The sequence below is a fragment of the Mycobacterium sp. NGS18 genome, assembly GCF_059813185.1.
Genome location: NZ_JCALEC010000004.1, coordinates 85,750 through 109,764, shown reverse-complemented (window position 1 = coordinate 109,764; position 24,015 = coordinate 85,750). Strand labels below are relative to the sequence as shown.

The window sequence follows — 24,015 nt, the reverse complement described above, 5'->3', positions numbered from 1 at the left end:
CGCTCGCGCACCCTCACGCGCCGATGCTGACTGCCTGTTCCCAAGTGGCGCCGCTGATATCGGTGAGTACGAGCGTGTACCGGTGGGTGGCATCCCACCGGGTTTTCCCGGTGGGGATCGTCAGCTGCGCTTTCGCGCCCAACGGGACCACCAGGCTGTGCGCGCCCGGTTTCACCTTGGCCACGTAGCGGTTGGCTATCGCCGCCTCGGGCAGCCGACTGAGCTGGGTGCCGTCGAGCTGGACGACGGTATCGCCGGTGGTGTCGTCGCGGACGCTGACCCCGATCAGGAAGGAGCCGTACACGTCGGCTCCTTCGGTTCGGAACACCTGGAATTGCAGGCTGTTGCCGGCGATGCTCGCATCGGTGATCTCGATCTGCGGTGCCACTGATTTGTTGTGCAGCGGGCCGTATACCCCGCCGTGGAAATGCTGGTTGGTGAACAACGCCAATGCCAGGACGGCTACTGAGCCGGCGAGCACCGCCGGCTTCGGGACGCTGATTTCGCCGGAAGCCAACCAGCGCAGGCGTTTTCGCTGCACCAGCTTCGGGAACCGGTCGGAAAGAACATGATCGACCGAATAACGTCCGCCACCGCTCAAAAACAGCATCAACCCGCCCGCCACCCCAAGGATACCGATTTGCCACTCGTCCAGACAGGTGGTGCCCAGCCAACCTGCGCTGAGCAAGATACCGAACGCCAATCCTAGGATGGCCACGCTCATGACTCGCGTGCAAAGGCCGATGATCACGCAGAACCCGACGATTCCTTCCACGATGGTGAAGACCGTCATCGCCGCGGCGAGCAGAGCGGGGTGGGTCAGCAGGTACTCGATGATCGGGCCGATGCCCAGTGCGTTCGGCAGAAAGTGGTTGAACTTCTCGCCGACATAGCCGGGCAGGTTCGGGTCCAACTTGTCGGCGATCCCGACGCGGCGCCAGAACGCGGAGAAATAGGTCCATCCGATGACCAGACGGACCGGCAGTGTGAAGAGGGCGGCGGTCGTGAAATGGCTTTCGGTGATACGGCTTCGTTCGGTGGTGTCAGTGCTCACGTGGACGGCCCCGGTGCAGTAGTCTCCTGGCGAATTACGCCCGCCATGCTAGCAGCGCAATCCCCTTGCGCCGAGCAGACGTGAAAGCCCCCAAATTCCAGTAGATTTGGGGGCTTTCACGACTGCTCGCGGAACTACGGGTCGCGGGGCAGCCCCAGCAGCCGTTCGGCGATGATGTTGAGCTGAACCTCCGACGTGCCGCCGTAAATGGTTGTGGCACGGCTCATCAACAGATACTCGGCCCACTTGCCGGGCAGCTGGTCGCTGTCGCCGATCGCGGCGTCGCCGCCGAAGGTGCCCACCGCGAACTCGGCGTACCCCTGGGTGGTGCGCATCGACAGCAGCTTGGACACCGCCGCCGCCGGCATCGGGTCGCGTCCGGCCAGCGTCAGCAGGGTCGAGCGCAGATTGAGCAGCTTGGCGGCATGGCCCTCGGCGATCAATTCGCCGGCCCGGCGGTGCTCGCCCTGATCGAACTGGCCGTCGCGCATAAACTCCACGAACCCGTCGAGGCTGGCCAGGAACGGCATCTCCGAGCCGCCGATCGAGACCCGCTCGGCCGTCAGCGTGTTGCGGCTGACCTCCCAGCCCCGGTTCACCTCGCCGAGCACCAACTCGTCCGGGACGAACACGTCGTCGATGAACACCGTGTTGAACATCGCCCCGCCGGAGAGTTCACGCAGCGGACTGATGGTCACCCCTTCGCTCTTCATGTCCAGCAGGAAGTAGGTGATGCCATCGTGTTTGGGAACCGAGGAGTCGGTCCGGGCCAGCAGGGCACCCCAGGCGGAGAACTGCGCGGCCGACGTCCAGATCTTCTGCCCGCTGATCCGCCAGCCGCCGTCCACCTTGGTGGCCTTGGTGGTCAGGCTGGCCAGGTCCGAACCCGCGCCGGGCTCAGAAAACAGTTGGCACCACACCATTTCCCCGCGGAAGGTGGGCGGCAGGAAGCGCTGCTTCTGCTCGTCGGTGCCGAACGCCACGATCGACGGGATGAGCCACGCCGCGATGCCCATGCCCTGGCGGCGCACCCGCCCGGCGGCGAACTCCTGCTCGATGATGATCTGCTCGATCGGTTCGGCGGCCCGTCCCCAGGGCTTCGGCAGGTAGGGCAGCACCCAGCCACCCTCGGCGATCGCCACGGTGCGCTCCTCGCGCGGCAGGGCCTTGAGCGCGGCCACCTCGGCGCGGATCTCGGTGCGCAGCTTCTCGGTTTCCGGATCCAGGTCGATGTCGATCTTGCGCATGCCACCGGCGGTGGCGGTGTCCAAGACCTGCTGGGGATAGTCGGCGCGGCGGCCGAACGAGGCGGCCAGGATCAGCGCCCGCCGGTAATAGACGCCCGCGTCGTGCTCCCAGGTGAAGCCGATCCCACCGTGCACCTGGATGCAGTCCTGGGTGCAGTGTTGCGCAGCGTCGGGGGCCAGGGTGGCCGCCACGGCCGTGGCGAACTGCACCGTCGAACTCGCGGCCTCGTCCCAGCCGTTTTGGTCGGCCTCGTCGATCGCCCGGGCGGCGTCCCAGACCGCGGCGGTGGCCCGCTCGGTGGTGGCGATCATCTCGGCGCACTTGTGCTTGATGGCCTGGAACTGGCCGATCGGCCGGCCGAACTGCTCGCGGATCTTGGCGTACTCGGCGGCGGTGTCGGTGGCCCAGCGGGCCACGCCGACCGCTTCCGCGGACAGCAGGGTGGAGATCAGCGCCTGGGCCCGCACCTGGCTCAGGTTGTTCAAGACGGCCGCCCGGGCGACCTCGACGCCGTTGGCCCGCACGTGGGCGATCGGACGCAGCGGGTCCACGCTGGTCACCGGCTCGATCTCGAGTTGGTCGGCGGCCAGCACCACCCATGCCGCACCGCTGTCGATCGCCACGGGCAGCACCAGCAACGATGCCTCGGCGGCCGCCGCGACGGCGCGCGCCTCACCGCGAATCACCAATCCGTCACCGTGGGCGGTGGCGGTCAAACCCGGGCTGAGCGTGTAGGTGGCGATGACCTCGCCGGTGGCCAGGCCGGTCAACTGGGGGGCGGCCGGGTCGTGGGCGGCGATCAGGGCGCTGGCGATCGCCGACGGCACGAACGGGCCCGGAACCGCGCCGTAGCCGAACTCGGCCAGCACCACCGCCAGCTCCAGAATGCCGAAACCCTGCCCGCCGGCCTGCTCGGCCAGGTGCACGCCCGCCAAGCCCTGCTCGGCGGCGGCCCGCCAGTACGGCGGTGGATTCTCGATCGGAGAGTCCATCGCCGCGTGCAGCATCTCGGACGGCACCGCCCGGGTCAGCAGCGACCGCACGGAATCGGCCAGGTCCTGATGCTCAGAGGTGATCGCTATCGCCATGATGTGCCTTTCGGGTTGTGCCTGTGGCCAAACTAACAACCAGACGGTTGGTTGACGACATGGGTCAGGGGTTGGCCGTCGCGCAGTCGGCGGCAGTTGTCGACGGCCGCAGACAGATACCGCTGCATGGTGTCGGCCGTGTACCAGCTGACATGCGGGGTCAGCACCACGTTGTCCAGGCCGAGCAACGGGTTGTCGGCACCGACCGGTTCGACGGCGAACACGTCGAGTCCCGCGCCGGCCAGCCGTCCGCCGGCCAGCGCCTCGGCCAGGGCGGGTTCGTCGACGACTTGGCCGCGGGAGGTGTTGATCAACACCGCGTCCGGCTTCATCCGCTGCAGGCCGGCGCGGTCGATCAATCCCTCGGTCGCTCCGGTGAGCGGCACATGCAGTGACACGACATCGGCTTCGGCCAGCAGATCCGGCAGCGGCCGCCAGCCGGGCCGGCCATCGTCGCCGGTGCTGGTGTGCAGCACGCGGGCGCCCATCGCGCTCACCATCCCGGCCACCCGTTGGGCGATGCTGCCGTACCCGACCAAACCGACGGTGCAGCCGCCGATATCGCGGCAGTGCTCGCCCAGAGCGGGATCGGTGGGCCAGCCGCGGCCCTGCCGGGTCGAGCGGTCCAGCGCCAGCAACCGGCGCAACACGGCCAGCATCAGCAGGACGGTGCCCTCGGCCACCGAGGCCGCATTGGCGCCGGGCATGTTGGCCACCGCGATACCGCATTGGGTGGCGGCGTCGACGTCGATGGTGTTGATCCCGACGCCGAACTTGTGCACCAGCCGCAGCCGCGGCGCGCTGCGTAGCTCCTCCCCGGTCAGCGGCCGCAGCACATGCCAGATCACCTCGGCATCACTCAGTTCCCGGCGGAAGGTGGTGTCGTCGTCCGCGCCGCACCACCGGATGTCCAGCCAATCAGACTCGGGCGCAACGAAATCGCTGACCTTCGGGCCGGGGACGAAGTGCGCCAGGACTCGCAAGCTCACCGCTGGCCCACCGGCTCGGCGTAGATGGCCCGATAGAAGACGTTGGCCAAGGTGCGGATGCACGCTTCGTCGTCCAGGTCTGACTCGGATCCCGCTGGACGCGCTGTGGCCAGTTGGACATAGCAGAACTGGTTGAGCATCGACACGATCGCCACCGCGAGCAGTTCCGGGTCGTCATCGGCACAGTAGCCGTCGGCTTGGGCGCGCTTCACCATCTCGGTGATGAAAGTTGCCGGCACCGCGCAGATCTCCGCCCAGTACCGGGCGAAGTCATCGTTGACCATCGCCAGCTGGGAGACCCCGACCATCTCGGCCAGCCGGTTGCGGTAGGTGTACCAGTGCGCGGCGGCGGCCTGCTCGATCCGCTCCCGGTTGGACAGCCCGTGGCGCACCGCGCCGGACGCCCGCTCGCCGGCCTCGTCGCGAAAGCGCAGGGCCCACTCCCGGACCATGGCCTCTTTGGAGTCGTAGTAGTTGTAGAACGACGCCGCCGACCGGCCGGCTTCGGCCGCGATATCGGCGATGGTGGTGGCCAGCACCCCTTTACGGGCGATCACGGTGCGCGCAGCCGCATCGATTGCGGCCTGGGTGCGCCGGCCACGCTGGGTGGGCAACGGTTCGCGGCGGGCGGGTTGCTCGGAAAGGGTCGACACCGATCACCGATTTCTGTCGAGGCGGGGCCTGGATCACAACTGAATCTGATGTTAGATTCAGATCCGGGTCTTGACCAGAGGAGTCGCCATGATCAAACCGCACGGAGTCAACACCGAGTTCGAGATCAGCGGTATCAACCACGTCGCGCTGGTCTGCGCCGACATGGCGCGCACGGTCGACTTCTACAGCAACGTGCTCGGCATGCCGCTGGTCAAGTCCCTCGACCTGCCCGGCGGGATGGGGCAGCACTTCTTCTTCGATGCCGGCAACGGCGACTGCGTGGCGTTCTTCTGGTTCGCCGACGCTCCCGACCGCGTCCCCGGTATCTCATCGCCGGCCGCCATCCCGGGCGTCGGAGAGATCACCAGCGCGGTGAGCACCATGAACCACCTGGCGTTCCACGTGCCGGCCGAGAAGTTCGACGCCTATCGACAGCGGCTGAAGGACAAGGGTGTGCGGGTCGGCCCCGTGCTCAACCACGACACGTCCGACTTTCAGGTCAGCGCAACCCTGCATCCCGGCGTCTACGTGCGGTCGTTCTACTTCCTCGACCCGGACGGGATCACATTGGAGTTCGCCTGCTGGACAAAGGAGTTCACCGCAGACTCCGAGCACGTCACGCCGAAGACCCAAGCCGACCGGCGGGTTCCGGCCGCCACTTAGTCCCGATACAGCCCCGGATCGCCGAGTTTGTCCAGCAGTGCGGCCAACTGCTCGATCAACCGTTCCGGTTTGAACCGCACTTCACCGGCCAGCCAGGCGCTGATCGTCTGGGCCACCCCGCCGACGACGAAGTGACCGGCCGCCTTGATCCGGTCGTTCTCGGGCAGCCGCAGCGCGGTGCCGGCGTGCTGACCCGACAGCATCGCCAGCAGCGCAGTGGATTCCACCCGCTTGCGTACGACGACCGCGTTGCTCAGGTGCACGCCGAACAGCAGCCGCCCGATCCGGGCGTCGCCGGCGATCGTTCGCACGATGTTGGCGATGCCGGCCCGGGTCTGCTGGTCGGGCGGCGCCGACTGCACGACCGCCTGGGTCTTCGCGGCCAGGTCGGCGATCACGGTATCGAAGACCGCGCTGACGAATTCGTCCTTGTCGGCGAAGCTTTCGTAGAAGTAGCGGGCGGTCAGGCCGGCCTGCCGGCAGATGCCCCGCACGGTCAACTCGGCGGCCTGCGGAACGTCGGCGCCGAGTAGGTCGAGTCCGGCCTCGAGAAGTTTGGCGCGGCGCGACGCGAGCCGGTCGGCGGCGTCGATACCGCCGTACGGGCGCGCCCCCGAGACGTTCGTGGAGACCATGCCCACCATCTTGACACCGAGGCCGAATGCGGACCAATATCAGGAAACAAGCGTTCTCAGAAATGGGGTGGTGGCAATGACGACAGGCGCAGGGCTTGAGCAGGTGGAGCGGCCGGTCAGCGCGCCGCCGGACCCGACCCGCCGGCGCGCCCCCCAGCAGCGACACGGCGTGGACATGTCCGACGGCATGTTCGGCTTGTCGTTGATGGCCGGCTCGGCCAACGTGATCATGCAGTTGGCACGCCCGGGCGTGGGCTACGGGGTGCTGGAGAGCAAGGTCGACAGCGGCCGCGCGGATCTGCACCCGTTCAAGCGGGCCCGTACCACGATCGGCTATCTGGCGGTGGTGGCGCTGGGCAGTGCGGCCGAACGGCAGGCGTTCACCAAAGCGGTCGACGGGTCCCATCGGCAGGTCCGCTCCAGCAAGGGCAGCCCGGTCAAGTACAACGCCTTCGACCCGGAACTGCAGCTGTGGGTGGCGGCGTGTTTGTACAAAGGCTCGGTCGACCTCTACCGGATGTTCTACGGCGAGATGGACGACGAGGCGGCCGACCGCCACTACCAAGAGGCCAAGGTCTTCGGCACCGCATTGCAGATGAAAGAGGAGATGTGGCCGGCGGACCGGGAGGCGTTCGATAAGTACTGGCAGGACCAGTTGAACACCAACATCCACATCGACGGCCCGGTCCGCGATTACTTGTATCGCATCGCCGCGGTCCGGATGCGCGGGGTGACGCTGCCCGGCCCGCTGCACAAGCTGGTCGAAGGGCCGATGCTGTTCATTACGACCGGCTTTCTGCCGCAACGGTTCCGCGACGAGATGCGGCTGTCGTGGGATGCCGACAAGCAGCGACAGTTCGACGCCCTGATCGCACTGCTGCGGATCGTCAACAACGTGACGCCGGGGCCGCTGCGGCGTTTCCCGTTCAACGCTCTGATGGCCGACATGCGGTGGCGGATGCGGACGGGCCGGCCGCTGGTGTGAAGTGCGGCTAACCGCCGCTGCTGCTTCCCCTGGTTAGCGCCGTCAGGTAGTAGGACGTCAGGTAGAGCACGGCGAACAGGCCGGCCGACGAGATCGTCGCGATGACGAACTGCAGGGTTTGTCGTTGCGCCAGGGGGTATTCGTTTACCGCCTCAATGAATCCCAGGGCGACGCCGAATAAAAAGAGGAATATGAGGATGGACGCGAACATTATTCGATCGTGTCCGTCGTTCAATACCGGGCCACCGTGGACGAGCGAACCCGCGATGGAAGCGTCGAAGACCAACCATATTGCCGCAACAAACCACCACACTCCGCGCGCGGTCGCGAGCCATTCTTCGAGGCTGAGCCTCCGACTGTTGCCTTTCCGCGGGCCGGACGGGTTCTCCGCTTCGGCATTCACATCGTTGGCGCGGAGCGCGTAGATCCTACCGTTGACCCGAATGTACGGAGTCCAGCGAAATGCCAGGGCTGTCATTGCGAAAAATGTAAAAGCGACGAGTCCTAGGCCCAACTGCAAGTTCGGGTAGGCCGATAGAAAGGAGAACATGGATGCGAGGAGCGTGCAACACCAGTAGATGCGACGCTGCAGTTGGAGCGATAGATTCAGCCACGCCAAGCTGATTACCACCGCGACGCACAGGCCGGCCGCTACGAGAAACCCGTTCCCCATGTCAGTACCCCAAGCCCTTATCGACAAGCCATTGGCCCACCGATGATCCTCCGATCACCCCTCCAGCCACGACGACGGGCACAGCAATCTCCGGGGCGACCACAAAAGACATCAATAGCCCGGCGCCCCACGCACCTGCTGCACCACCCGCCGTACGACCACCCAATTCTGCAAGGCCCCGCCCGGGCGAGACGGTGCCGTTGTTGATGTCCTTGCCGGTCAAAACGATATCCAGTGCGGTACCCGCGCCGCCCAGATGTTTGCCGAATTTCGTCAGAGCTTCGGCATCGGCTTTGGTGAATGCGCTGGGGTCGAAGCCGTGACGCACCGGGGAAGCCGTTACGCCGTACGTCTCCAAGCCTCCGCCCACAGCGGAAGTTGCATTCGAAAGCTGGTTGAAGAACTCCCTGGGCGGTGTCCCGTTCTTGATGGCGGTTATGGCCTGTTGGACACCTCCGGAGGAGACGCCGCTATTGCGGAGGCGGTCGGCGAAGCTGTTGAGAGCAAACGCACGGGCAGCCGCTTCGGCGTCGTCGAGGGCTCGGGTGGCTTGGTCCGGTGTCATTGGTGAAAGGTCGGGGTGCAGCGCCCCGGATTCCAGGCGGCGTTGTAGGTCCAGCCGGTTGGCGGCGTTGCTTCGCGCATCGCCACCCAGCACCGGGTCCACCGGCAGCGGGCCGATGAAGTGGGCCATGCGGCAGTCCTCGAGGCGGTCACCGGCCAGGCGTCGAGCCTGAGGATCGGCGGCCGGATCCGTGGCGGTGGCATAGTCACGCAACCGCGCGGCGGCGGCAGTTTTCTCGGGTGTCATCTCGCCGGGGCTGTTCACCAACTCCTGGTCGCGATCACGTTGGGTGGTGCCGTAAATCCCGGCAGCCTGATCGGCCTGCTGGTCTTGGTTCGGTTGGCCGTCGCCGTCATAGCCGTGCAAAGGTGCCGGATCGTAACCATCGGAGAGCAGTTTGCTGGTGGCCTCTTGCAGGACGGTGGCGTAGTCGTCGCGCAGCTTTTCGAGTTGATGCAGGATTCCGGCGGTGTCGTCGATCGCCACCTGCTCCAACTCGGCGGTGTCGAGTTGCGCCTCCTGGTACATGCCGATGCGATTGTCGATGTCTTGGAGCTGGATCTCCAGCGCATTGATCTTCGCGGCCGCTGCCTTCTGGGCCTCGGCCAGCGCAGCGGCGACATTCTCCAGATCGGTGCCGATCGCGGTGAGCTGGGTCTGCTGGAGATGCAAGGTGGTGGTGGCGCGCTGCACTTCGAGCGAGTCGTTGATCGGATGTTCGCCGTTCTCCCGGTTCCAGGCCGCGTGAAAGCGTTGGCGGGCTTGAGCGAACGCCGCACTGGACTCGGCGGTGCATGACCCGGCGTCGTGAAATGCCTGCGCCAGCTCGTCGACGACGGCCGGGCTACCGCTTTGCAAGGTGTTGTTGACCTGCCATGGGTCGCCGCCGGCCGCCTCGATCAGCAGCGCCAGGTTTATGTGCTGGAGTTGCACCGCACCGCGCGAAGTTCGGCCGCGTTGGCCTGGTCCATGTCGGTGAATCCGCGCCGGGCCAGGTGGGCTTTGTCGGCGAGATCGGCCAGCGTCCGGTGGTGGTCGTTGAGGGTGGTGATGTGCTCGGAGTGGCTGGCCGAGAGCGCCTGGTGGAAGACGTCGGCGGCTCCGAAGCTCCCGAAAATGCCGGTAGCGACGGCGTTCTGACCCAGTGACGCTGCCCCGGCCTGGGCATGCTGTGCAGCACTGTGAGAATCCGACGCCCCTGCTTGCAGCATCGCCGGATCGACAAACACCGCAACCCCTCTCAGGTCAGTCATCGACAACTCTGGCAGCCGGCGCAGCGAGGGTCAATTCACCCGGCGAAGATCCCGCGGCTACCCGCCTGGCCGCCGGTACGCTCATCCCCATGCCATCGGCCACGACGCCCGCCGCGCTGAGCGGCTATGAGGCGCGCTGGCAGCAGCACAACGCCGAACGCCGCACGCAGATCCTGCAGGCGGCGGTGCAGGTGATCGAGGACAGCCCCGCCGGCGCGGATATCTCGGTGCAGGCCATCGCCAAACGCGCCGGTGTCGCCAAGTCGGTGGTCTATCGACAGTTCAGCGGCAAAGACGAATTGGAGCGCCGGATCCGCTCGTATCTGATCGACGACTTCGCCGCGGTGCTCGACGCCAAGCTCGACGTCTCCAGCGGTTCGCTGCGGGAGATCCTCAACCGCTCGCTGCTGGCGGTGGCCGACTGGATGGTCGACCACCAATCGCTGAACGAATTCGCCCGTCGCGGACCGGCTTTGGAAGGTTCGCAGGACGCCACCGAAGAGCTCAAGCGCCGCATCGCGCTGCGGGGGGCGGACGTCATCTCTTCGCTCGCCGAAGCCATCGGGGTGGGCGGCGAGGTATTCGAGTCGGTGCCGTTCGTGGTCGTCACCATGGTCGATGCGACACTGGCGAGTTGGTTGTCGGAGTCCCCGCCGACCCGGTCCCGCACTCAGATGGCCGAAACACTGACCGACATCATCTGGTTCATCCTCGACGGCGCGGCCCGCTCGATCGGGGTGACGCTGGACCCGGACGAGGAGCTGACCGCGGTGATCGAGGCCCTGCAACGGTCCTGAGGAACTACCCTTGGGGCGCAGCGGCTTTCACAGGGCGCGCGCGATGATCTCCTTCATGATTTCGTTGGTGCCGGCGTAGATTTTCTGGACTCGCTGGTCGGTCCACATCCGCGAGATGGGGTACTCGGTCATGTAGCCGTACCCGCCGAACAGCTGTAGGCATTCGTCGGCGACGTGCATGGCACGGTCGGTGGTCCACCACTTGGCCATCGCCACGGTGGGGATGTCGAGTTCGCCGCGGATGTGCTGTTCGATGCAGTCGTCGATGAACACCCGGGCGATCTTGGCCTCGGTGGCCACCTCGGCGAGCTTGAACTTGGTGTTCTGAAACCCGAAGATCGGCCGCCCAAATGCCTGACGTTCCTTGGTGTAACGCAGCGTGTGCTCCAGCGCGGTCTCCATCCCGGCCACCGAGCCGACCGCGATGACCAGCCGTTCCTGGGGAAGTTGTTGCATGAGCTGGATGAACCCCTGGCCCTCCACGGTGCCGAGCAGGTTGGAGACCGGGATCCGGACGTCGTCGTAGAACAGTTCGGAGGTGTCCTGGCCGCGCTGGCCGATCTTGTCCAGCGACCGGCCGCGCCGGAAGCCCGCGCGGTCGGCCTCGACCAGCACCAGGGAGATACCGCCGGCGCCTTCGGCGGTGTCGGTCTTGACCACCGTGATGATCAGATCCGCCTGCTGGCCATTGGTGATGAACGTCTTGGAGCCGTTGACCACGTACTCGTCGCCGTCGCGGGTGGCGCGGGCCTTGACGTTCTGCAAGTCCGAGCCGGTGCCCGGCTCGGTCATAGCGATAGCGCCGACGACCTCGCCGCTGGCCATCTTCGGCAGCCAGGTCTTCTTCTGTTCCTCGGTCCCGTAGGCCAGCAGGTAGTGGGCGACGATGGTGCTGTGCACGCTGACACCCCAGGCGGTGTCGCAGACGCGCGCCTGCTCCTCCATCAGCACCGCTTCGTGGGCGAACGTGCCACCGCCCCCGCCGTACTCCTCAGGAATTGAGAGGCACAGCAACCCCAGCTCGCCGGCTTTGTTCCACAGGTCGCGGTCGACCTGGTGCTGGCCGATGAACTTCTCGATGTTGGGGGCGATCTCCTTTTCGCAGAAGGCGCGAGCCAGCTCGCGCAGCGCGTCGAGGTCGTCGGTCATCCAGGGGGAGCGGCGGTTGGACACGGCGGTTCCTTATCGAAAGGTCCCGGTGATTTACCGAGACGTACGGTCCCATCAAATTGGTTCAAGGTACTCGACCGCAGCCCCGGGATCAAGAGAATCGGTTCGTTCCCAAAAAAAACCTGTGAGAAAACTTGACGTCAGATCGGGACAGCCCTACAGTTACGCTACCGTCAAAAGAAAAAGAATGACGGTTTCGAACAAGGGAGAATGTCATGAAGTTCCGTGCACTGGGTGTGGCGGTAGGTGGCGCTGCGGCAGCGGCGTTCCTGGCGGCCGGGACTGCCAACGCCGACACGGCCGAAACGCCGGCGCCGACGTGGACGCCGGTCTACCAGACCGACACCGCGGAGGTCCTGCAGCAGGCGAACTCGTTCACCAACACCTGGGCCGTCGGGTCCACTTTCGTGAACGACGACACCACGCTGGTAGGGACCACGTACCTCACGCCGTCGACCGGTGGGCTCAACACCCTGTTTATCGACGAGGCCACCAAGGACGTCTACAACCAGAATCAGTTGGGTCTGGGATTCACCAACCTGTACTACGACGCCGAGGGTGACGGCAAGGACGTCGTCGACATCCTGAAGACGCCGTTCGGAAACATCAACATGTCCTCGATGGCGTGGCTGTTCACCCCGGAAGACGTCACAAAGCTGCACGAGGCCTCGCCGGACAAGGCGCTGGAGAACGCCGGACTGTACAGCGCGCTGAACCTGGCGTATGGCAAGGACATTCCGGAGAACCTGACCTGGACGCCGGTGTACGGCACCGACGACGCGCAGTTGCTCGTCGACAAGGATCCGTTCTCGCAGACCTGGAAGCTGGATGCCACCTTCGTTCCCAGTGAGGGCGACACGCTGGTTGGCACCAACTACCTCACGGAGTCGCTGTTCGGCGCCGGGATCAACAACGTGTTCGTCACGGAGGATGGAGACGTCTACGCCCAGAACCAGCTGGGCTTCGGCTTCACCAACCTCTACTACGACGCCGCCGGTGACGACACTGCCGCCGTCGACTTCCTCAAGACGCCGTTCGGCAACTTCGACATGTCGTGGGCGGCGTCGTGGTTCGCGCCGGCCGACTACTCCGACGTCGACGTGATCACGCCTGACGCCGACCTGGCAGCCGCCGGTCTGTACAGCGCGCTCGACCTCGGCTTGCTGACGCCGGACGCGTAACCGACCACAACAGCACGCACGAATGCCCCGGTTCGCCGGGGCATTTCGTGTTTGCGGGGCGGGTTACCGTCGGTGCCGCGGTGAGCGGGTCGAACAGGGTGTCAGCGCGGCGCGAGAACGATGACCCGGTCCAGTTCGTCCACGCAGGTGTCGAGGGCGGCAGCCAGCGGGGCCGCAGTACCGGGCTGCGCCACACCGCGCGCCGACGCCGCGTGGGCTGCAGCGGGAGCGGGCTCGTCGCCGGCGAGGGCCGACGCTGCGGCGGCGAGTTCGCCGATCGCGGCGCGGACCGGTTCGGCGAGGGGCTTGTCGGTCCCGGTGACGGTGCGCGCCAGCTGCACCACGGAGGTGGCCAGTAGGGACAATTGTGCGGCCTGGCGATCGGCCGCGCGGGTCGCGTCGCGCAGCGACCAGCGAAGTGGGCAGATCCGCGCCAATTGTTCGGCGGTGCTGCGGGCTTCGGTCAGGCGGGCGAGGCGGTGGTGCAGCTGCGCCGCGGCTGCCAGCATCCAGTCTGAATCGCCGGTGTGGCAACACGTCTGGGACAGGATGTCCCGTAGCGCCGCTAATACCTCGACCCGGGCCTCGCGCAGCACAGCCAGCGGATTTCTGGGGAAGACCAGGATGCTGAAGGTCGCCGCCACTCCACCGCCGATCAGCGCGTCGAAAAGCCGCTCCGTTCCGATGCCCCCGTGCGGGAACGCCAGGACCAGGATCGCCGAGATGACGGTCTGGTTGACGAACATCGGACGGTGGAGCAGAAAGCCCCGCCCGATGAGCAACGCCGCGGACAGCGAGACCAGTACGACCACGGACATCGCGAACGGCCCGGTACCGAGCGCGTGGTGTACACCGCTGCCCAAGCCGATACCCAACCCCACCCCGACCACCATCTCGATCGCGAGCTGTGCGCGGACCACGTTGGTCGCCCACATGCACACGGCTGCCGCGATCGGCGCGAAGAATGGTGCAGTGTGGCCGAGCACGTCGCGGGTCAGATACCAGGCCAGGCCGGCGGCCAGCGCGGTCTGCAGGATCGTCCACAGCGGGGCGCGCAGCCGAGAGGTGCCGATCATGGTGCCAGAAAACCGCATCTGATTTATCGGCGCACCACTTCGCGTTGGATCGCATCGATCCGCCGGGTCCAGCCGCGAGCGTCGAGGTACTCCAGTAGCGGGATCATCACCCGCCGGGTGGTGTGCAGCGCTTGTCGGGCTTGGCTGGCAGTGAACGGCTGATCCAACCGAGCAAGCTCACGCATCGCCAGGGCGGGCGCGGTCGGCAGCAGCACCAAGCTCTCGGTGAGCCGCAACAGCCGCCCGACCCGTTCGGCCGCCGCCAGCTCACGGCTGCCCAGGTGCAGGGCGGCCAGATCGTCGGCTTCCGGTGCATGGAACGGATCGGCGGCCAACCGCGACTCGAGCTCGGCGATCGCGGGGTCGGCCGGGCCCAGATCGCCGGGCGGGCCGGGCAGCCGGATCAGCCCGTTGTGCTGCTCCAGCCCGGTGCTGCCGACGACGTCGTCGAGCAGGACCGGATCGGGGAGGACCAACACGTCAACGGCTGCACCCCGGGACAGCCCGGCGGCCAACGGATCTCGCTGCCGCAGTTCGCGCACTTCGCTCTGCAGGCGCTCACACCAGGCATCGTAGGTGGGGGCATGCACCCACCAGTCGCCGATCACCCGGACGCCGGCGGGCACCGTGGTGCAGTCGCAACCCAGGATGTGCAGTCGCTGTCGGGTGACCGCGCCACGCCGCGCCACCTCGGCGTGCGCCCGGCCGGTGTGATCAGTCAGATCCAGCTCGGCCAGTGCGGCGGACCGCCGGCCCGCGTCGCCGCGCCGGCGCAGGGCGGGCGGGTCGGCGTCGAGCACCAGCACCCCGCCCAGGATCCGGCGGCTGCCGTGGTTACGGAGCAGCAGTCGGTCGCCGGGAATCAGTGGCAGTGGGCGTTGCAGGGTGAGGCGGGCATGGTCGTCGTCGAAACGCCGCAATCTCGCCGGTATCGCCGCGGTTCCGATGTGCACCGTGAGCTGTTCCGGCGCCGTGCCCAGCCCCGCTCCGGTGCTGCGCCGCACGTCGATGACCCCGGTGCTGCGCCAACGGTCCGGCGTGGTCAGGGCGGCACCGCGATGCACCCCGTCGACGGTGATGCCGCGCAGGTTAACCGCGACCCGGGCCGTGGGCGCAACACTGGTCATCGGTTCACCGCAGCACTGCAGACCGCGGATGGCGACCGGCGTCGGTCGTTCCCCGGCGAGCAGGTCCAGATGGTCGCCACGGGTCAGCGTGCCGGAAGTCAGCGTGCCGGTCACGACCGTCCCGGCACCGCTGACCGGAAACACCCGATCCACCCACAGGCGCACCCGCCCGTCGGCTCGAGGCGCCGGCACGCCGGCCACTACGTCGTCGAGGGCGGTGCGCAGCTCGTCCAGCCCGGTGCCCTCGACCGCCGACACGGCGACGACCGGGGCGTCGCGCAGGCCGGTTCGGGCCAGTTCGATTCGGGCTTGCTCCGAGACTTCATCGACACGTTGCGCGGTGGCCCGATCGGCGCGGGTGAGCACCACCAGGCCGTGCGAAACACCCAGGGCGGCAACCGCGTCGCGGTGATCATCGGACTGCGCACACCAGCCCGCGTCGGCGGCGACCACGAAGCACACCACCGGCGCGGGCCCGAGCCCGGCCAGCGTGTTGGGCAGAAACCGTTCGTGGCCCGGCACGTCGACGAAAGCCACCTGACGACCGGACGGCAGCCTGGTCCAGGCGAACCCCAGGTCGATGGTGAGCCCGCGGCGGCGCTCCTCGGCCCAGCGATCGGGCTCCATGCCGGTGAGTGCGCGCACCAGGGTGGATTTGCCGTGATCGACGTGGCCGGCCGTGGCGACTACAAACATGGTCGGAACACGCTCAGCCGATCCGGTCGAGGGCGGTGCGCACCGCGGCCAGCAGCCGCTCATCGTCGGCTTCGGGCACACAGCGCAGATCGAGCAGGCAGGCGCCGTCGTGTACCCGGGGCAGTACCGCGGGTTCGCCGGCGCGCAGCGCGGCGGCGGTGGCCTCGGGCAGCCGGACCGCCCAACCCGGTAGCGGCACCCCGGGGGCGCCGCCGCCACCGACCCGGCCGTCGTGGGCGACCACGGTCGCTCCCACCGCGGCAGCCAACCGCTCGGCGCGGGCACGCAGCGGGCCGGGATCGGCGTGCAGGGCCCGGGTCACCGGGGGAGCGGCGCCGGCGACGGTGGCCTCGAGTGCGGCCAGGGTGAGTTTGTCGGCGCGGACGGCACGAGCCAGTGGGTGCCGCGCCAGCCGGGTGATGATCTCGGCGCGGCCCAGCATCAGACCGGCTTGTGGGCCGCCGAGCAGCTTGTCGCCGCTGGCGGTGACGACATCGGCGCCGTCGGAAAGTGCGGTGGCAGCGTCCGGCTCGTCGGGCAACAGCGGGTCGGGCGCCAACAGGCCACTGCCCAGGTCGGCCACCAGTGGGACGCCGTGTTCGTTTGCCAGCGGCCGTAATTCGCGCAGTCCGACGGCGGTGGTGAAGCCGTGCACGACGAAGTTGCTGGGATGGACCTTGAGGATGCAGCCGGTTTGCGGTCCGAGGGTTTCGGCGTAGTCGCGCAGGTGGGTGCGGTTGGTGGTGCCCACTTCGCGCAGCGTCGCGCCGGTCGAGGCGATCAGGTCCGGCAGCCGGAAGCCGGCCCCGATCTCGATCAGCTCACCCCGGCTGACCACTACCTCTTTGCCGGCGGCCAGCGCGGTGGTGGCCAGCACCAGGGCGGCGGCACCGTTGTTGACCACCAGCGCGTCCTCGGCGGCCGGGCAGGCGGTCAGCAGCGCGGCCCGGGTGGCGACACCACGCTTGGACCGGGCGCCGGTAGTCAGGTCGAGTTCGACGTCCACATAGCCGCTGGCCGCCACCAGCGCATCGACTGCCGCCTTCGATAGCGGGGCGCGACCGAGGTTGGTGTGTACCACTACGCCGGTGGCGTTGAGCACCGGCCGCAGGCTGGTTGCCGAACTGTGTGAAAGCTGCTCCAGCAACGAGGCTTTCACCTGCTCAGGATCAAGATCGCCGCGCCGCGCCCGGTCCTGGGCGTCGCGCACCAGGGCGCGGACGGCGTGGTCGCCCAGCTGGGTGCGTGCTGCAAGGACTTCGGGCAGCGCCAGCAGCGCGTCGGTGCGCGGAATGGCGCGACGCGGATCGAGCTGGCTCACTGCGCCTCCTGTCGGCTGGCGGAGGCGGACGGGAATCGAACCCGCCAGGCCGAGCTACTCGGCCTCACCGGTTTTGAAGACCGGGGAGCCCACCAGGACCCAAACGCCTCCGGGGATCAACCTATCGGCTGAGCCGCCCACGCGCGGTAAGTCACATCCGTCTCGGGCGTCCCGTGGCGGGACCGTGTGGGTCCTTTCGAATTGGATATCGCATGCGGTATCGCTTTCCGACGCCCTCACCTGCCTGGTGCTGCGTCAAGGGACACTGAACGGATGAATCCAGATGTCGTCCGGCTGACCGGCTACGCACATGGCGGCGGCTGCGCCTGCAAGATCCCGCCCGGCGAACTGGAGGACGCGGTGCGCGGCCTGACCGGGCAGGCGCACGACCGCGTCCTGGTCGGTCTCGACGACGGCGACGACGCGGCCGCCGTGCTGGTGCGTGACGACCTCGCGGTGCTCTCGACGGCGGACTTCTTCACCCCCGTCGTCGACGATGCCTACGACTGGGGCCGGATCGCCGCCGCCAACGCGCTCTCGGACATCTACGCGATGGGCGGAACCCCGGTGGTGGCGATCAACCTGGTCGGGTGGCCACGGGAGACGCTTCCCCTCGAGCTGATGACGGAGGTACTGCGCGGCGGACTGGTAGTGGCGCAGCAGGCGGGCTGCCCGGTGATCGGCGGGCACTCCATCGACGACCCGGAGCCCAAGTACGGCATGGCGGTCACCGGGGTGGCCGACCCGAACCGGTTGTTGCGCAACGACGCCGCGGTGCCCGGGTTACCGCTGACGTTGACCAAACCGATCGGGGTGGGGCTGCTCAACAACCGCCACAAGCGCACCGGCGAGGTGTGTGCCGAGGCCGTGTCGGTGATGACTGCACTGAACCGCGACGCCGCACACGCCGCGCTGTCGCACGGTGTCCGGGCGGCCACCGACGTCACCGGCTTCGGACTGCTGGGTCACCTCCACAAGATGTGTCGGGCCTCGGGCGTGGGCGCGGTGATCAACCATGCGGCGGTGCCGGTCATCGAGGACGCCCGCGCGGCGCTGCGTGACGGCTACGTCTCCGGCGGCAGCCGGCGCAACCTGGACTGGGTGCGTCCGCACCTGCGCCCCGGCCCCGGAATCAGCGAGGACGAGCTGCTGCTGCTGGCCGACGCCCAGACCTCCGGCGGCCTGCTGGTTGTCGGGGAGCTTCCCGGGTATCCGGTGATCGGGCATACCGTGACGGGAAGCGGAATCGAGGTGCGATGAGCAAGTTCAAAGTCGGCGATCACGTGCGATGGAACTCCGAGGCCGGGCATGTGACCGGCAAGATCACCAAGGTCCACACCAAAGACACCGAATACAAAGGCCATACCCGACGCGCGAGCACCGATGAGCCGCAGTACGAGATCAAAAGCGACGAGACCGATCACATCGCCATGCACAAGGGATCGGCGCTGGAGAAACTGAAGGACTGAAGTCCGCTCAGCCCGCCGTGGTGATCGAATCTCCGGTGATGCCCGCGGCCCGGCGTTCCGCCAGTCGGCGCTTCTGCGGCTCGATGGTGTAGCGCGGGTCCTTCGCCGATTCCATCCCGGCCTCGAACACCCCGAACCGGGTCAGCGCGGACGCGGCCAGCAGCGCCAGCCCCGACACCGCCGCCACCGCCCGGTTCCGCCCGCCCAGCAGCGTCCCGATACCGCCGGCCACAGCCAGCCGTTCGCTGGCGCGCAGCATCGCCCCCGCCCGGCCCTGATGCAGCGGTTCGGCGGTGATCGGGTCCATCCGGTGCTCCATCGCGCGGGTGGCGATCACATCACCGAGCACCCCCAGCACCGCCAGCCGGCGCGCCGGGCCGGCCTCGCCGACCGGCGTGGTCAGCATCGCCAGGCCCCCGGAAGCCAGGCTCGCCGAGCTGACGAACACGAACGGCAGGTCGCGGTGCGCGCCGTGCCAGGTCGGGGTGGCGGTGTCGCCCAGCAACGCCGCGGTGTAGACGGCCAGCGGCGCGGCGAACACGGCGGCCTCCAGCCCGGCCGGGCCCTCGACGGCGCGCAGCACGCCGCGCAGCGGGCCCAGTGGCAGCCGCTCACCGGTCATCCGGTCGACCTCGGCGACGGCCGCCACCCCGGCGCCCGCACCGAACCCCGACAGGATCCAGGAGCCCAGGCTCATCGGTGAGGTCAGCTTGATGGTGCGCAGCATGTTGACGAAGCGCTCCGGGCGACCGAGGTCGCTGATCAGCGCCGCCGCGCTCAACACGATCGCCACCAGCGCCGCCAGCCGGGAGTTGCGGCGCAACACCTTTCGGCCGGTGAGCTGGGCACCGGCAGCCAGCAGACCTGAGCCGCCGGCGAGGCCGCCGAGGAACAGGTAGGCGGCGATCTCATGCGACCACGGCGCGCGCTTGACCACCGGGCGCCCGTAGTAGGAGCTGAACTGCACGTCGGGCACCATCGGCATCTCGCGGCCACCGTCACCGCCGCCCCGTCGCCGGCGTCTGCCGCCGCCACGCCGCGAACTGCTCGGTGGCGTGCTCACGAGCGTCCCAGGAACGCCACGGCGGCGGCGGCCAGCATCCCGGCCGCAGCCACGGCCGACCGTTTGAACATCGCCGGCAGGTCCGCGGTGCCCACCCGCGGGTCCGGGGGCAGGCCGTAGACCTCCGGCTCGTCGAGCAGCAGGAAGACCGATCCGGTGCCGCCGACTCCGTCGTGTTCATTGGCGCCGTAGAGCCGGGCTTCGGTGCGGCCCTGCGCGTGTAGTCGGGCCACCCGCTCCCGGCCTTCCGCTACGAGATCGTCGTGGTCGCCGAACTTGATCGATTCGGTCGGGCAGGTCTTGGCGCATGCCGGGATCTGCCCGTCGACGAGCCGGTCGTAGCAGAGCGTGCACTTCTGGGCGACCCCTGCCTTGGGCACCGGCTCGGCGCCGCGAGCAGACTTCGGCGCCGCGGTGCCGTCGGTGCGGCGCTCGATCACCCCGAACGGGCAGGCCGGCACACAGTTGCCGCAGCCGTTGCAGACGTCGTCCTGCACCACGACGGTGCCAAACTCGGTGCGGAACAGCGCACCGGTGGGGCAGACGTCCAGACACCCCGCGTGCGTGCAGTGCTTACACACGTCGGAGGCCATCAGCCAACGGAACTGATCCGTATCGGGAGGTGCGGTATCCACCTGCGCGCCCGGCATTTTCGGCATGCCGAGGCTGATCAGCTGGCGGCCGGACTCGCGTGCCTCGTCGATGGCGTCGCGGCCCTGTTCGATGAACGCGACGTGCCGCCAGGTGTTGGCGCCCAGCGCGCCGGTGTTGTCATAGGACGACCCGAGCAGCTCCAGCTCGCCGTCGGCCGGGTTGTGGTTCCACTCCTTGCAGGCCACCTCACAAGCCTTGCAGCCGATGCAGATCGAGGTGTCGGTGAGGAACCCCTTGCGCGGATGCTGCGGCGACCACCGGGCGTCGGCGGCAGGGTCGGAAGGTCCGGACAGTTGGCCCATCAGCCCCGCCTTTCCGGGTGGATATCGGTGTTGCCGGTCTCCGGCGTTGCGCCGGAACGGCTTTGGTACTCGGCGATCAGGCGCAGCAGTTCCTCGCCGTGCGGCCGCCGGCCCGGCTGGATGTCGCAGGAACCGGCCTTGGATTCCTGGATCTGCACGTTGGGGTCCAGGGTCACCCCGAGCAGATCGTTGGCGGCATCGCCGCTGACCACCGCGTCACCGCCGACACCCCAGTGATACGGCAGCCCGATCTGGTGCACGGTATGTCCGCCCACGATCAGCGGCGTCATCCGGTCGGTCACCAGCACCCGCGCCTCGATCGCCGCCCGTGGCGAGATGATGGTGGCCCAGCCGTAGTTCTCCAGACCCCGCTCGGCGGCCAGCGCGGGGGAGACCTCGCAGAACATCTCCGGCTGCAACTCGGCCAGATAAGGCAGCCAGCGGCTCATCCCGCCGGCGGTGTGGTGCTCGGTGAGGCGGTAGGTGGTGAACACGTACGGGTAGACGTCGGCGCCCGGCTCGCCGGCGCTTGGAGCCGACAGATTATCCTTGCGGGGGAACGTGATTCGCGCGGGATTGCGCTGTTGGCGATACACCGCATTGGCGATCGGGGACTCCTGCGGCTCGTAATGGGTCGGCAGCGGCCCGTCCACCACACCCTTCGGCGCGAACAGCCAGCCCTTGCCGTCGGACTGCATCACGAACGGGTCGTCGCCGGCCAATGCGTCGGGCCCGCCCAACGCCGGGTCGGGCCGCGCACCCGGAGCGCGGTCGATGACGAAGTCGGGAACATCGTCGCCGGTCCAGCGGCCCGACTCGGCATCCCACCAGACATAGCGTTTGCGTTCACTCCACGGAACCCCATCGGGGTCGGCCGACGCGCGGTTGTACAGGATCCTCCGGTCGGCCGGCCAGGCCCAACCCCACTGCGACTGACTGCGACTCGGCCCGCCCCCCGGAGCGCGGCGGGCGGCCTGGTTGGCGCCGTCGGCGTACACCCCGGTGTAGATCCAGCAACCGGCAGCAGTGGAGCCGTCGGCACGCAGCTCGGTGTAGGACGACAGCGGAATGCCGTCCGCGCCACGGCCGTTGATTTCGGCCAGCACGGACTCCGGATCGGGGTCACCGTGGTCATCGACCGGGTAATCCCAGACCAGATCCAGCAGCGGCCGATCCCGCGGATCGGTCGACCCGGCCAGCTTGGCGCGAATCCGGTTGCCCAACTCGATAAAGAACTGCAACTCGCTGATGCAGTCCCCCGGCGGGGCGACCGCCTGGTGGCGCCATTGCAGCAGCCGCTGAGTCTGGGTGAACGTCCCGGCTTTCTCGACGTGGCTGGCGGCCGGCAGAAAGAACACCTCGGTCTCGATGTCTTCGGTACGCAGCTCCCCGGAGGCGATCTCGGGGCCGTCCTTCCACCAGGTGGCCGACTCGATCAGGTTGAGGTCGCGCACCACCAGCCACTTCAGGTGCGACATTCCCATCCGCTGCTGGCGGCCGTTGGCCGAGCCGACAGCCGGGTTCTGACCGAGCAGGAAGTAGCCCTCCACTTCGTCGGCGAGCATTCCGGTCACGGCCTGATAGGTGCCGTGTGGTCCGGTCAGGCGGGGCAGGTAGTGATAAGCCCAGTCGTTGTCGGCGGTCGCCGCATCGCCCCACCACGCCTTGAGCAGGCTGACCAGATACGCGTCGGCGTTGGCCCAGAATCCCTTCTGGCTCTTGGACCCGACCCGGTCCAGGTACTGGCGCAGGGTGTCGTCGCGCCCGGCCTTGGGCATCGGCAGATAACCGGGCAACATGTCGTAGAGCGTCGGGATATCGGTGGAGCCCTGAATGCTGGCGTGCCCGCGCAGTGCCATGATCCCGCCGCCCGGCCGGCCGACGTTGCCCAGCAGCAGCTGCAGGATCGCCGCGGTGCGGATGTACTGGGCGCCCAGGGTGTGCTGCGTCCAGCCCACCGCGTAGGCGAAACAGGTGGTGCGCTCGCGCCCCGAGTTGGCCGTGACCGCGTGGGCCAGGTAGCCGAACGTCTCGGGGTCGATGCCACAGACTTCCCGGACCATCTCGGGGGTGTAGCGCGCGTAGTGCCGCTTGAGGATCTGGAAGACCGTGCGCGGATGCTGCAGAGTTTCGTCGCGCTGCACTCGATGGTGTTCGAGTGCCGGGCCGCCGCTGCCGAACGTCTCGCCGACCGCGCGCGCCGATGCGCTGGTGCCGTGCTCATGGCCGCCGCCGGGCGAGCCGATGTCGTTGTCGCGGGCCTCGCGGCTCTGGTACGCCCAACTCGACGGGTCGTACTGGCCGGTCTTGGGATCGAAGCCGGAGAACAGCCCGCCCAGATCCTCGGTGTCGCGGAAGTCCTCACTGACCAGCGTCGCGGCGTTGGTGTAGGCGAGCACGTACTCACGGAACCACAGGTCGTGGGTGAGCACGTGGTTGATCAGCGCGCCCAGCAGCACCACGTCCGACCCGGCCCGGATCGGGACGTGCTTGTCGCACACCGCCGAGGTTCGGGTGAACCGCGGGTCGACGTGGATCACCACCGCGCCGCGGGCCCGCGCCTCCTCCACCCACTGGAAACCCACCGGATGGCACTCGGCCATGTTGGAGCCCTGGATGACGATGCAGTCGGCATTCGCCATGTCTTGCAGGCTTTGCGTCGCGCCACCGCGACCGAAGGAGGCTCCCAGACCGGGAACCGTGGCGGAGTGTCAAATACGAGCTTGGTTGTCGATCTGTATCGCGCCGGCGGCGGTGAGGAGCTTCTTGATGACGTAGTTCTCTTCGTTGTCCAGCGTGGCGCCGCCCAGCGAAGCGATCCCCATGGTGCGCCGCAGCGGCCGGCCGTCGGCGTCGTGGTCCTGCCAGGTGTTGCGCCGCGAGGCGATGAACCTCTCGGCCACCATGTCGATGGCGGTGTCCAGCTCCAGCGGCTGCCACTGCGTGGCACGCGGCGCCCGGTACAGCACGCTGATCTGGCGGCCGGGGGAGTTGACCAGCTGCTCGCTGGCGGCGCCCTTGGGACACAGGCGCCCCCGCGAGATCGGTGAGTCCGGATCGCCCTCGATCTGCACGACCTTCTCGTCTTTGACGTAGACGCGCTGGCCGCAGCCGACCGCGCAGTACGGGCAGATGCTTTGCACCACCCGGTCGGCGGTCGCGGTTCGCGGCGCGATGGCACGGGTGCGTTCGGAGGTGACGGCCGGCCCGCGGCCGAGCAGGTCACCGGTGCGCAGTTGCCGGATTACCGGCCACTCCAGGAATTTTCGCTGAACCATCCCTGCAGCGTAGTCCCGGTGTGCGCGAGCGACGCGCTGTTCGGCGGCAACCCGGCGCCGGTGAGAACCCGAGC

General features: G+C 68.0%; 21 protein-coding genes and 1 tRNA gene. 6 read left to right on the top strand and 16 right to left on the bottom strand.

Features of this window, described 5'->3' with window-relative positions:
• Positions 1–13 precede the first annotated feature (13 nt).
• The 4 genes from AC5Y31_RS09665 to AC5Y31_RS09650 all read right to left on the bottom strand — a co-directional run bounded on the left by AC5Y31_RS09665 (position 14) and on the right by AC5Y31_RS09650 (position 5,032).
• Entirely contained in the window at positions 14–1,054 is a 1,041-nt protein-coding gene (locus tag AC5Y31_RS09665; RefSeq protein ID WP_499979950.1) for a TQO small subunit DoxD, read from the bottom strand.
• A gap of 134 nt (positions 1,055–1,188) precedes the next feature.
• On the bottom strand, positions 1,189–3,390 hold the full coding sequence (locus AC5Y31_RS09660) for an acyl-CoA dehydrogenase family protein (RefSeq protein WP_499979949.1): 2,202 nt from the start codon (positions 3,388–3,390) through the stop codon (positions 1,189–1,191).
• Between the two features lie 32 nt (positions 3,391–3,422).
• Positions 3,423–4,379: a 2-hydroxyacid dehydrogenase gene (locus AC5Y31_RS09655; protein ID WP_499979948.1), complete on the bottom strand. Its 957-nt coding sequence runs from the start codon at positions 4,377–4,379 to the stop codon at positions 3,423–3,425.
• Positions 4,376–5,032: a TetR/AcrR family transcriptional regulator gene (locus AC5Y31_RS09650; RefSeq protein ID WP_065023090.1), complete on the bottom strand. Its 657-nt coding sequence runs from the start codon at positions 5,030–5,032 to the stop codon at positions 4,376–4,378. The genes AC5Y31_RS09655 and AC5Y31_RS09650 overlap by 4 nt, the downstream gene beginning before the upstream one ends.
• A gap of 88 nt (positions 5,033–5,120) precedes the next feature.
• On the opposite strand from AC5Y31_RS09650, the gene AC5Y31_RS09645 reads away from it, so the two are divergent.
• The gene (locus AC5Y31_RS09645) at positions 5,121–5,696 is read left to right on the top strand and encodes a VOC family protein (RefSeq protein ID WP_499979947.1); all 576 of its coding nucleotides are present in this window, start codon (positions 5,121–5,123) and stop codon (positions 5,694–5,696) included.
• Here AC5Y31_RS09645 and AC5Y31_RS09640 read toward each other — a convergent pair.
• On the bottom strand, positions 5,693–6,340 hold the full coding sequence (locus AC5Y31_RS09640) for a TetR/AcrR family transcriptional regulator (RefSeq protein ID WP_065023092.1): 648 nt from the start codon (positions 6,338–6,340) through the stop codon (positions 5,693–5,695). The genes AC5Y31_RS09645 and AC5Y31_RS09640 overlap by 4 nt on opposite strands.
• 67 nt (positions 6,341–6,407) lie before the next feature.
• Between AC5Y31_RS09640 and AC5Y31_RS09635 the strand changes: the two genes are divergently transcribed.
• Positions 6,408–7,316 carry an oxygenase MpaB family protein gene (locus AC5Y31_RS09635; protein WP_065023136.1) on the top strand — a complete coding sequence of 303 codons (909 nt, stop codon included), beginning with the start codon at positions 6,408–6,410 and terminating at the stop codon, positions 7,314–7,316.
• A 7-nt stretch (positions 7,317–7,323) separates the two neighbouring features.
• On the opposite strand, the gene AC5Y31_RS09630 is transcribed toward AC5Y31_RS09635, so the two are convergent.
• The 3 genes from AC5Y31_RS09630 to AC5Y31_RS09620 form a co-directional block, all read right to left on the bottom strand.
• Complete coding sequence (locus tag AC5Y31_RS09630) at positions 7,324–7,794, bottom strand: hypothetical protein (protein WP_131810510.1); 471 nt, start codon at positions 7,792–7,794, stop codon at positions 7,324–7,326.
• A gap of 196 nt (positions 7,795–7,990) precedes the next feature.
• Positions 7,991–9,487, bottom strand: a complete 1,497-nt coding sequence (locus AC5Y31_RS09625; RefSeq protein WP_499979945.1) for a putative alpha/beta hydrolase — start codon at positions 9,485–9,487, stop codon at positions 7,991–7,993.
• Positions 9,469–9,807 carry a DUF2563 family protein gene (locus AC5Y31_RS09620; protein WP_499979944.1) on the bottom strand — a complete coding sequence of 113 codons (339 nt, stop codon included), beginning with the start codon at positions 9,805–9,807 and terminating at the stop codon, positions 9,469–9,471. Before AC5Y31_RS09620 ends, AC5Y31_RS09625 begins: the two co-directional genes overlap by 19 nt.
• An 89-nt stretch (positions 9,808–9,896) precedes the next feature.
• On the opposite strand from AC5Y31_RS09620, the gene AC5Y31_RS09615 reads away from it, so the two are divergent.
• Positions 9,897–10,604, top strand: a complete 708-nt coding sequence (locus AC5Y31_RS09615) for a TetR/AcrR family transcriptional regulator (protein WP_499979943.1) — start codon at positions 9,897–9,899, stop codon at positions 10,602–10,604.
• Between the two features lie 27 nt (positions 10,605–10,631).
• On the opposite strand, the gene AC5Y31_RS09610 is transcribed toward AC5Y31_RS09615, so the two are convergent.
• The gene (locus AC5Y31_RS09610; RefSeq protein WP_065023097.1) at positions 10,632–11,753 is read right to left on the bottom strand and encodes an acyl-CoA dehydrogenase family protein; all 1,122 of its coding nucleotides are present in this window, start codon (positions 11,751–11,753) and stop codon (positions 10,632–10,634) included.
• A gap of 236 nt (positions 11,754–11,989) precedes the next feature.
• Between AC5Y31_RS09610 and AC5Y31_RS09605 the strand changes: the two genes are divergently transcribed.
• Complete coding sequence (locus tag AC5Y31_RS09605; RefSeq protein ID WP_065023098.1) at positions 11,990–12,955, top strand: hypothetical protein; 966 nt, start codon at positions 11,990–11,992, stop codon at positions 12,953–12,955.
• Between the two features lie 101 nt (positions 12,956–13,056).
• Here the strand turns inward: AC5Y31_RS09605 and AC5Y31_RS09600 are convergent, their stop codons facing one another.
• The 4 genes from AC5Y31_RS09600 to AC5Y31_RS09585 all read right to left on the bottom strand — a co-directional run bounded on the left by AC5Y31_RS09600 (position 13,057) and on the right by AC5Y31_RS09585 (position 17,286).
• Complete coding sequence (locus AC5Y31_RS09600) at positions 13,057–14,031, bottom strand: FUSC family protein (RefSeq protein WP_499979942.1); 975 nt, start codon at positions 14,029–14,031, stop codon at positions 13,057–13,059.
• A gap of 23 nt (positions 14,032–14,054) precedes the next feature.
• On the bottom strand, positions 14,055–15,854 hold the full coding sequence (gene selB / locus AC5Y31_RS09595; RefSeq protein ID WP_499979940.1) for a selenocysteine-specific translation elongation factor: 1,800 nt from the start codon (positions 15,852–15,854) through the stop codon (positions 14,055–14,057).
• 13 nt (positions 15,855–15,867) lie between these two features.
• Positions 15,868–17,175, bottom strand: a complete 1,308-nt coding sequence (gene selA / locus AC5Y31_RS09590) for an L-seryl-tRNA(Sec) selenium transferase (RefSeq protein ID WP_499979938.1) — start codon at positions 17,173–17,175, stop codon at positions 15,868–15,870.
• A gap of 16 nt (positions 17,176–17,191) precedes the next feature.
• Positions 17,192–17,286: transfer RNA gene (locus tag AC5Y31_RS09585), tRNA-Sec, on the bottom strand.
• Positions 17,287–17,448: 162 nt separating this feature from the next.
• Between AC5Y31_RS09585 and selD the strand changes: the two genes are divergently transcribed.
• On the top strand, positions 17,449–18,435 hold the full coding sequence (gene selD, locus AC5Y31_RS09580) for a selenide, water dikinase SelD (RefSeq protein WP_499979936.1): 987 nt from the start codon (positions 17,449–17,451) through the stop codon (positions 18,433–18,435).
• Complete coding sequence (locus AC5Y31_RS09575; protein ID WP_499979934.1) at positions 18,432–18,644, top strand: hypervirulence associated TUDOR domain-containing protein; 213 nt, start codon at positions 18,432–18,434, stop codon at positions 18,642–18,644. The genes selD and AC5Y31_RS09575 overlap by 4 nt, the downstream gene beginning before the upstream one ends.
• A 7-nt stretch (positions 18,645–18,651) precedes the next feature.
• On the opposite strand, the gene nrfD is transcribed toward AC5Y31_RS09575, so the two are convergent.
• The 3 genes from nrfD to fdh are packed head-to-tail and all read right to left on the bottom strand — an operon-like array spanning position 18,652 to position 23,941.
• Positions 18,652–19,707, bottom strand: coding sequence for an NrfD/PsrC family molybdoenzyme membrane anchor subunit (gene nrfD / locus AC5Y31_RS09570; protein ID WP_499979932.1), 1,056 nt, complete (start codon positions 19,705–19,707; stop codon positions 18,652–18,654).
• Entirely contained in the window at positions 19,704–20,663 is a 960-nt protein-coding gene (locus AC5Y31_RS09565; RefSeq protein ID WP_065023105.1) for a 4Fe-4S dicluster domain-containing protein, read from the bottom strand. Before AC5Y31_RS09565 ends, nrfD begins: the two co-directional genes overlap by 4 nt.
• Entirely contained in the window at positions 20,663–23,941 is a 3,279-nt protein-coding gene (gene fdh, locus AC5Y31_RS09560) for a formate dehydrogenase (RefSeq protein WP_499979929.1), read from the bottom strand. The genes AC5Y31_RS09565 and fdh overlap by 1 nt, the downstream gene beginning before the upstream one ends.
• Positions 23,942–24,015: the final 74 nt, after the last annotated feature.

Excerpts from the sequence above, each read along its gene's own strand:
- AC5Y31_RS09610 (WP_065023097.1), bottom strand. The coding sequence starts at position 11,753 with ATGACCGACGACCTCGACGCGCTGCGCGAGCTGGCTCGCGCCTTCTGC.
- AC5Y31_RS09630 (WP_131810510.1), bottom strand. The coding sequence starts at position 7,794 with ATGACAGCCCTGGCATTTCGCTGGACTCCGTACATTCGGGTCAACGGT.
- AC5Y31_RS09645 (WP_499979947.1), top strand. The coding sequence starts at position 5,121 with ATGATCAAACCGCACGGAGTCAACACCGAGTTCGAGATCAGCGGTATC.
- AC5Y31_RS09605 (WP_065023098.1), top strand. The coding sequence starts at position 11,990 with ATGAAGTTCCGTGCACTGGGTGTGGCGGTAGGTGGCGCTGCGGCAGCG.
- AC5Y31_RS09660 (WP_499979949.1), bottom strand. The coding sequence starts at position 3,390 with ATGGCGATAGCGATCACCTCTGAGCATCAGGACCTGGCCGATTCCGTG.
- AC5Y31_RS09575 (WP_499979934.1), top strand. The coding sequence starts at position 18,432 with ATGAGCAAGTTCAAAGTCGGCGATCACGTGCGATGGAACTCCGAGGCC.
- AC5Y31_RS09635 (WP_065023136.1), top strand. The coding sequence starts at position 6,408 with ATGACGACAGGCGCAGGGCTTGAGCAGGTGGAGCGGCCGGTCAGCGCG.
- AC5Y31_RS09600 (WP_499979942.1), bottom strand. The coding sequence starts at position 14,031 with ATGATCGGCACCTCTCGGCTGCGCGCCCCGCTGTGGACGATCCTGCAG.
- AC5Y31_RS09615 (WP_499979943.1), top strand. The coding sequence starts at position 9,897 with ATGCCATCGGCCACGACGCCCGCCGCGCTGAGCGGCTATGAGGCGCGC.
- AC5Y31_RS09565 (WP_065023105.1), bottom strand. The coding sequence starts at position 20,663 with ATGGGCCAACTGTCCGGACCTTCCGACCCTGCCGCCGACGCCCGGTGG.
- selB (WP_499979940.1), bottom strand. The coding sequence starts at position 15,854 with ATGTTTGTAGTCGCCACGGCCGGCCACGTCGATCACGGCAAATCCACC.
- selD (WP_499979936.1), top strand. The coding sequence starts at position 17,449 with ATGAATCCAGATGTCGTCCGGCTGACCGGCTACGCACATGGCGGCGGC.
- AC5Y31_RS09640 (WP_065023092.1), bottom strand. The coding sequence starts at position 6,340 with ATGGTGGGCATGGTCTCCACGAACGTCTCGGGGGCGCGCCCGTACGGC.
- AC5Y31_RS09620 (WP_499979944.1), bottom strand. The coding sequence starts at position 9,807 with ATGACTGACCTGAGAGGGGTTGCGGTGTTTGTCGATCCGGCGATGCTG.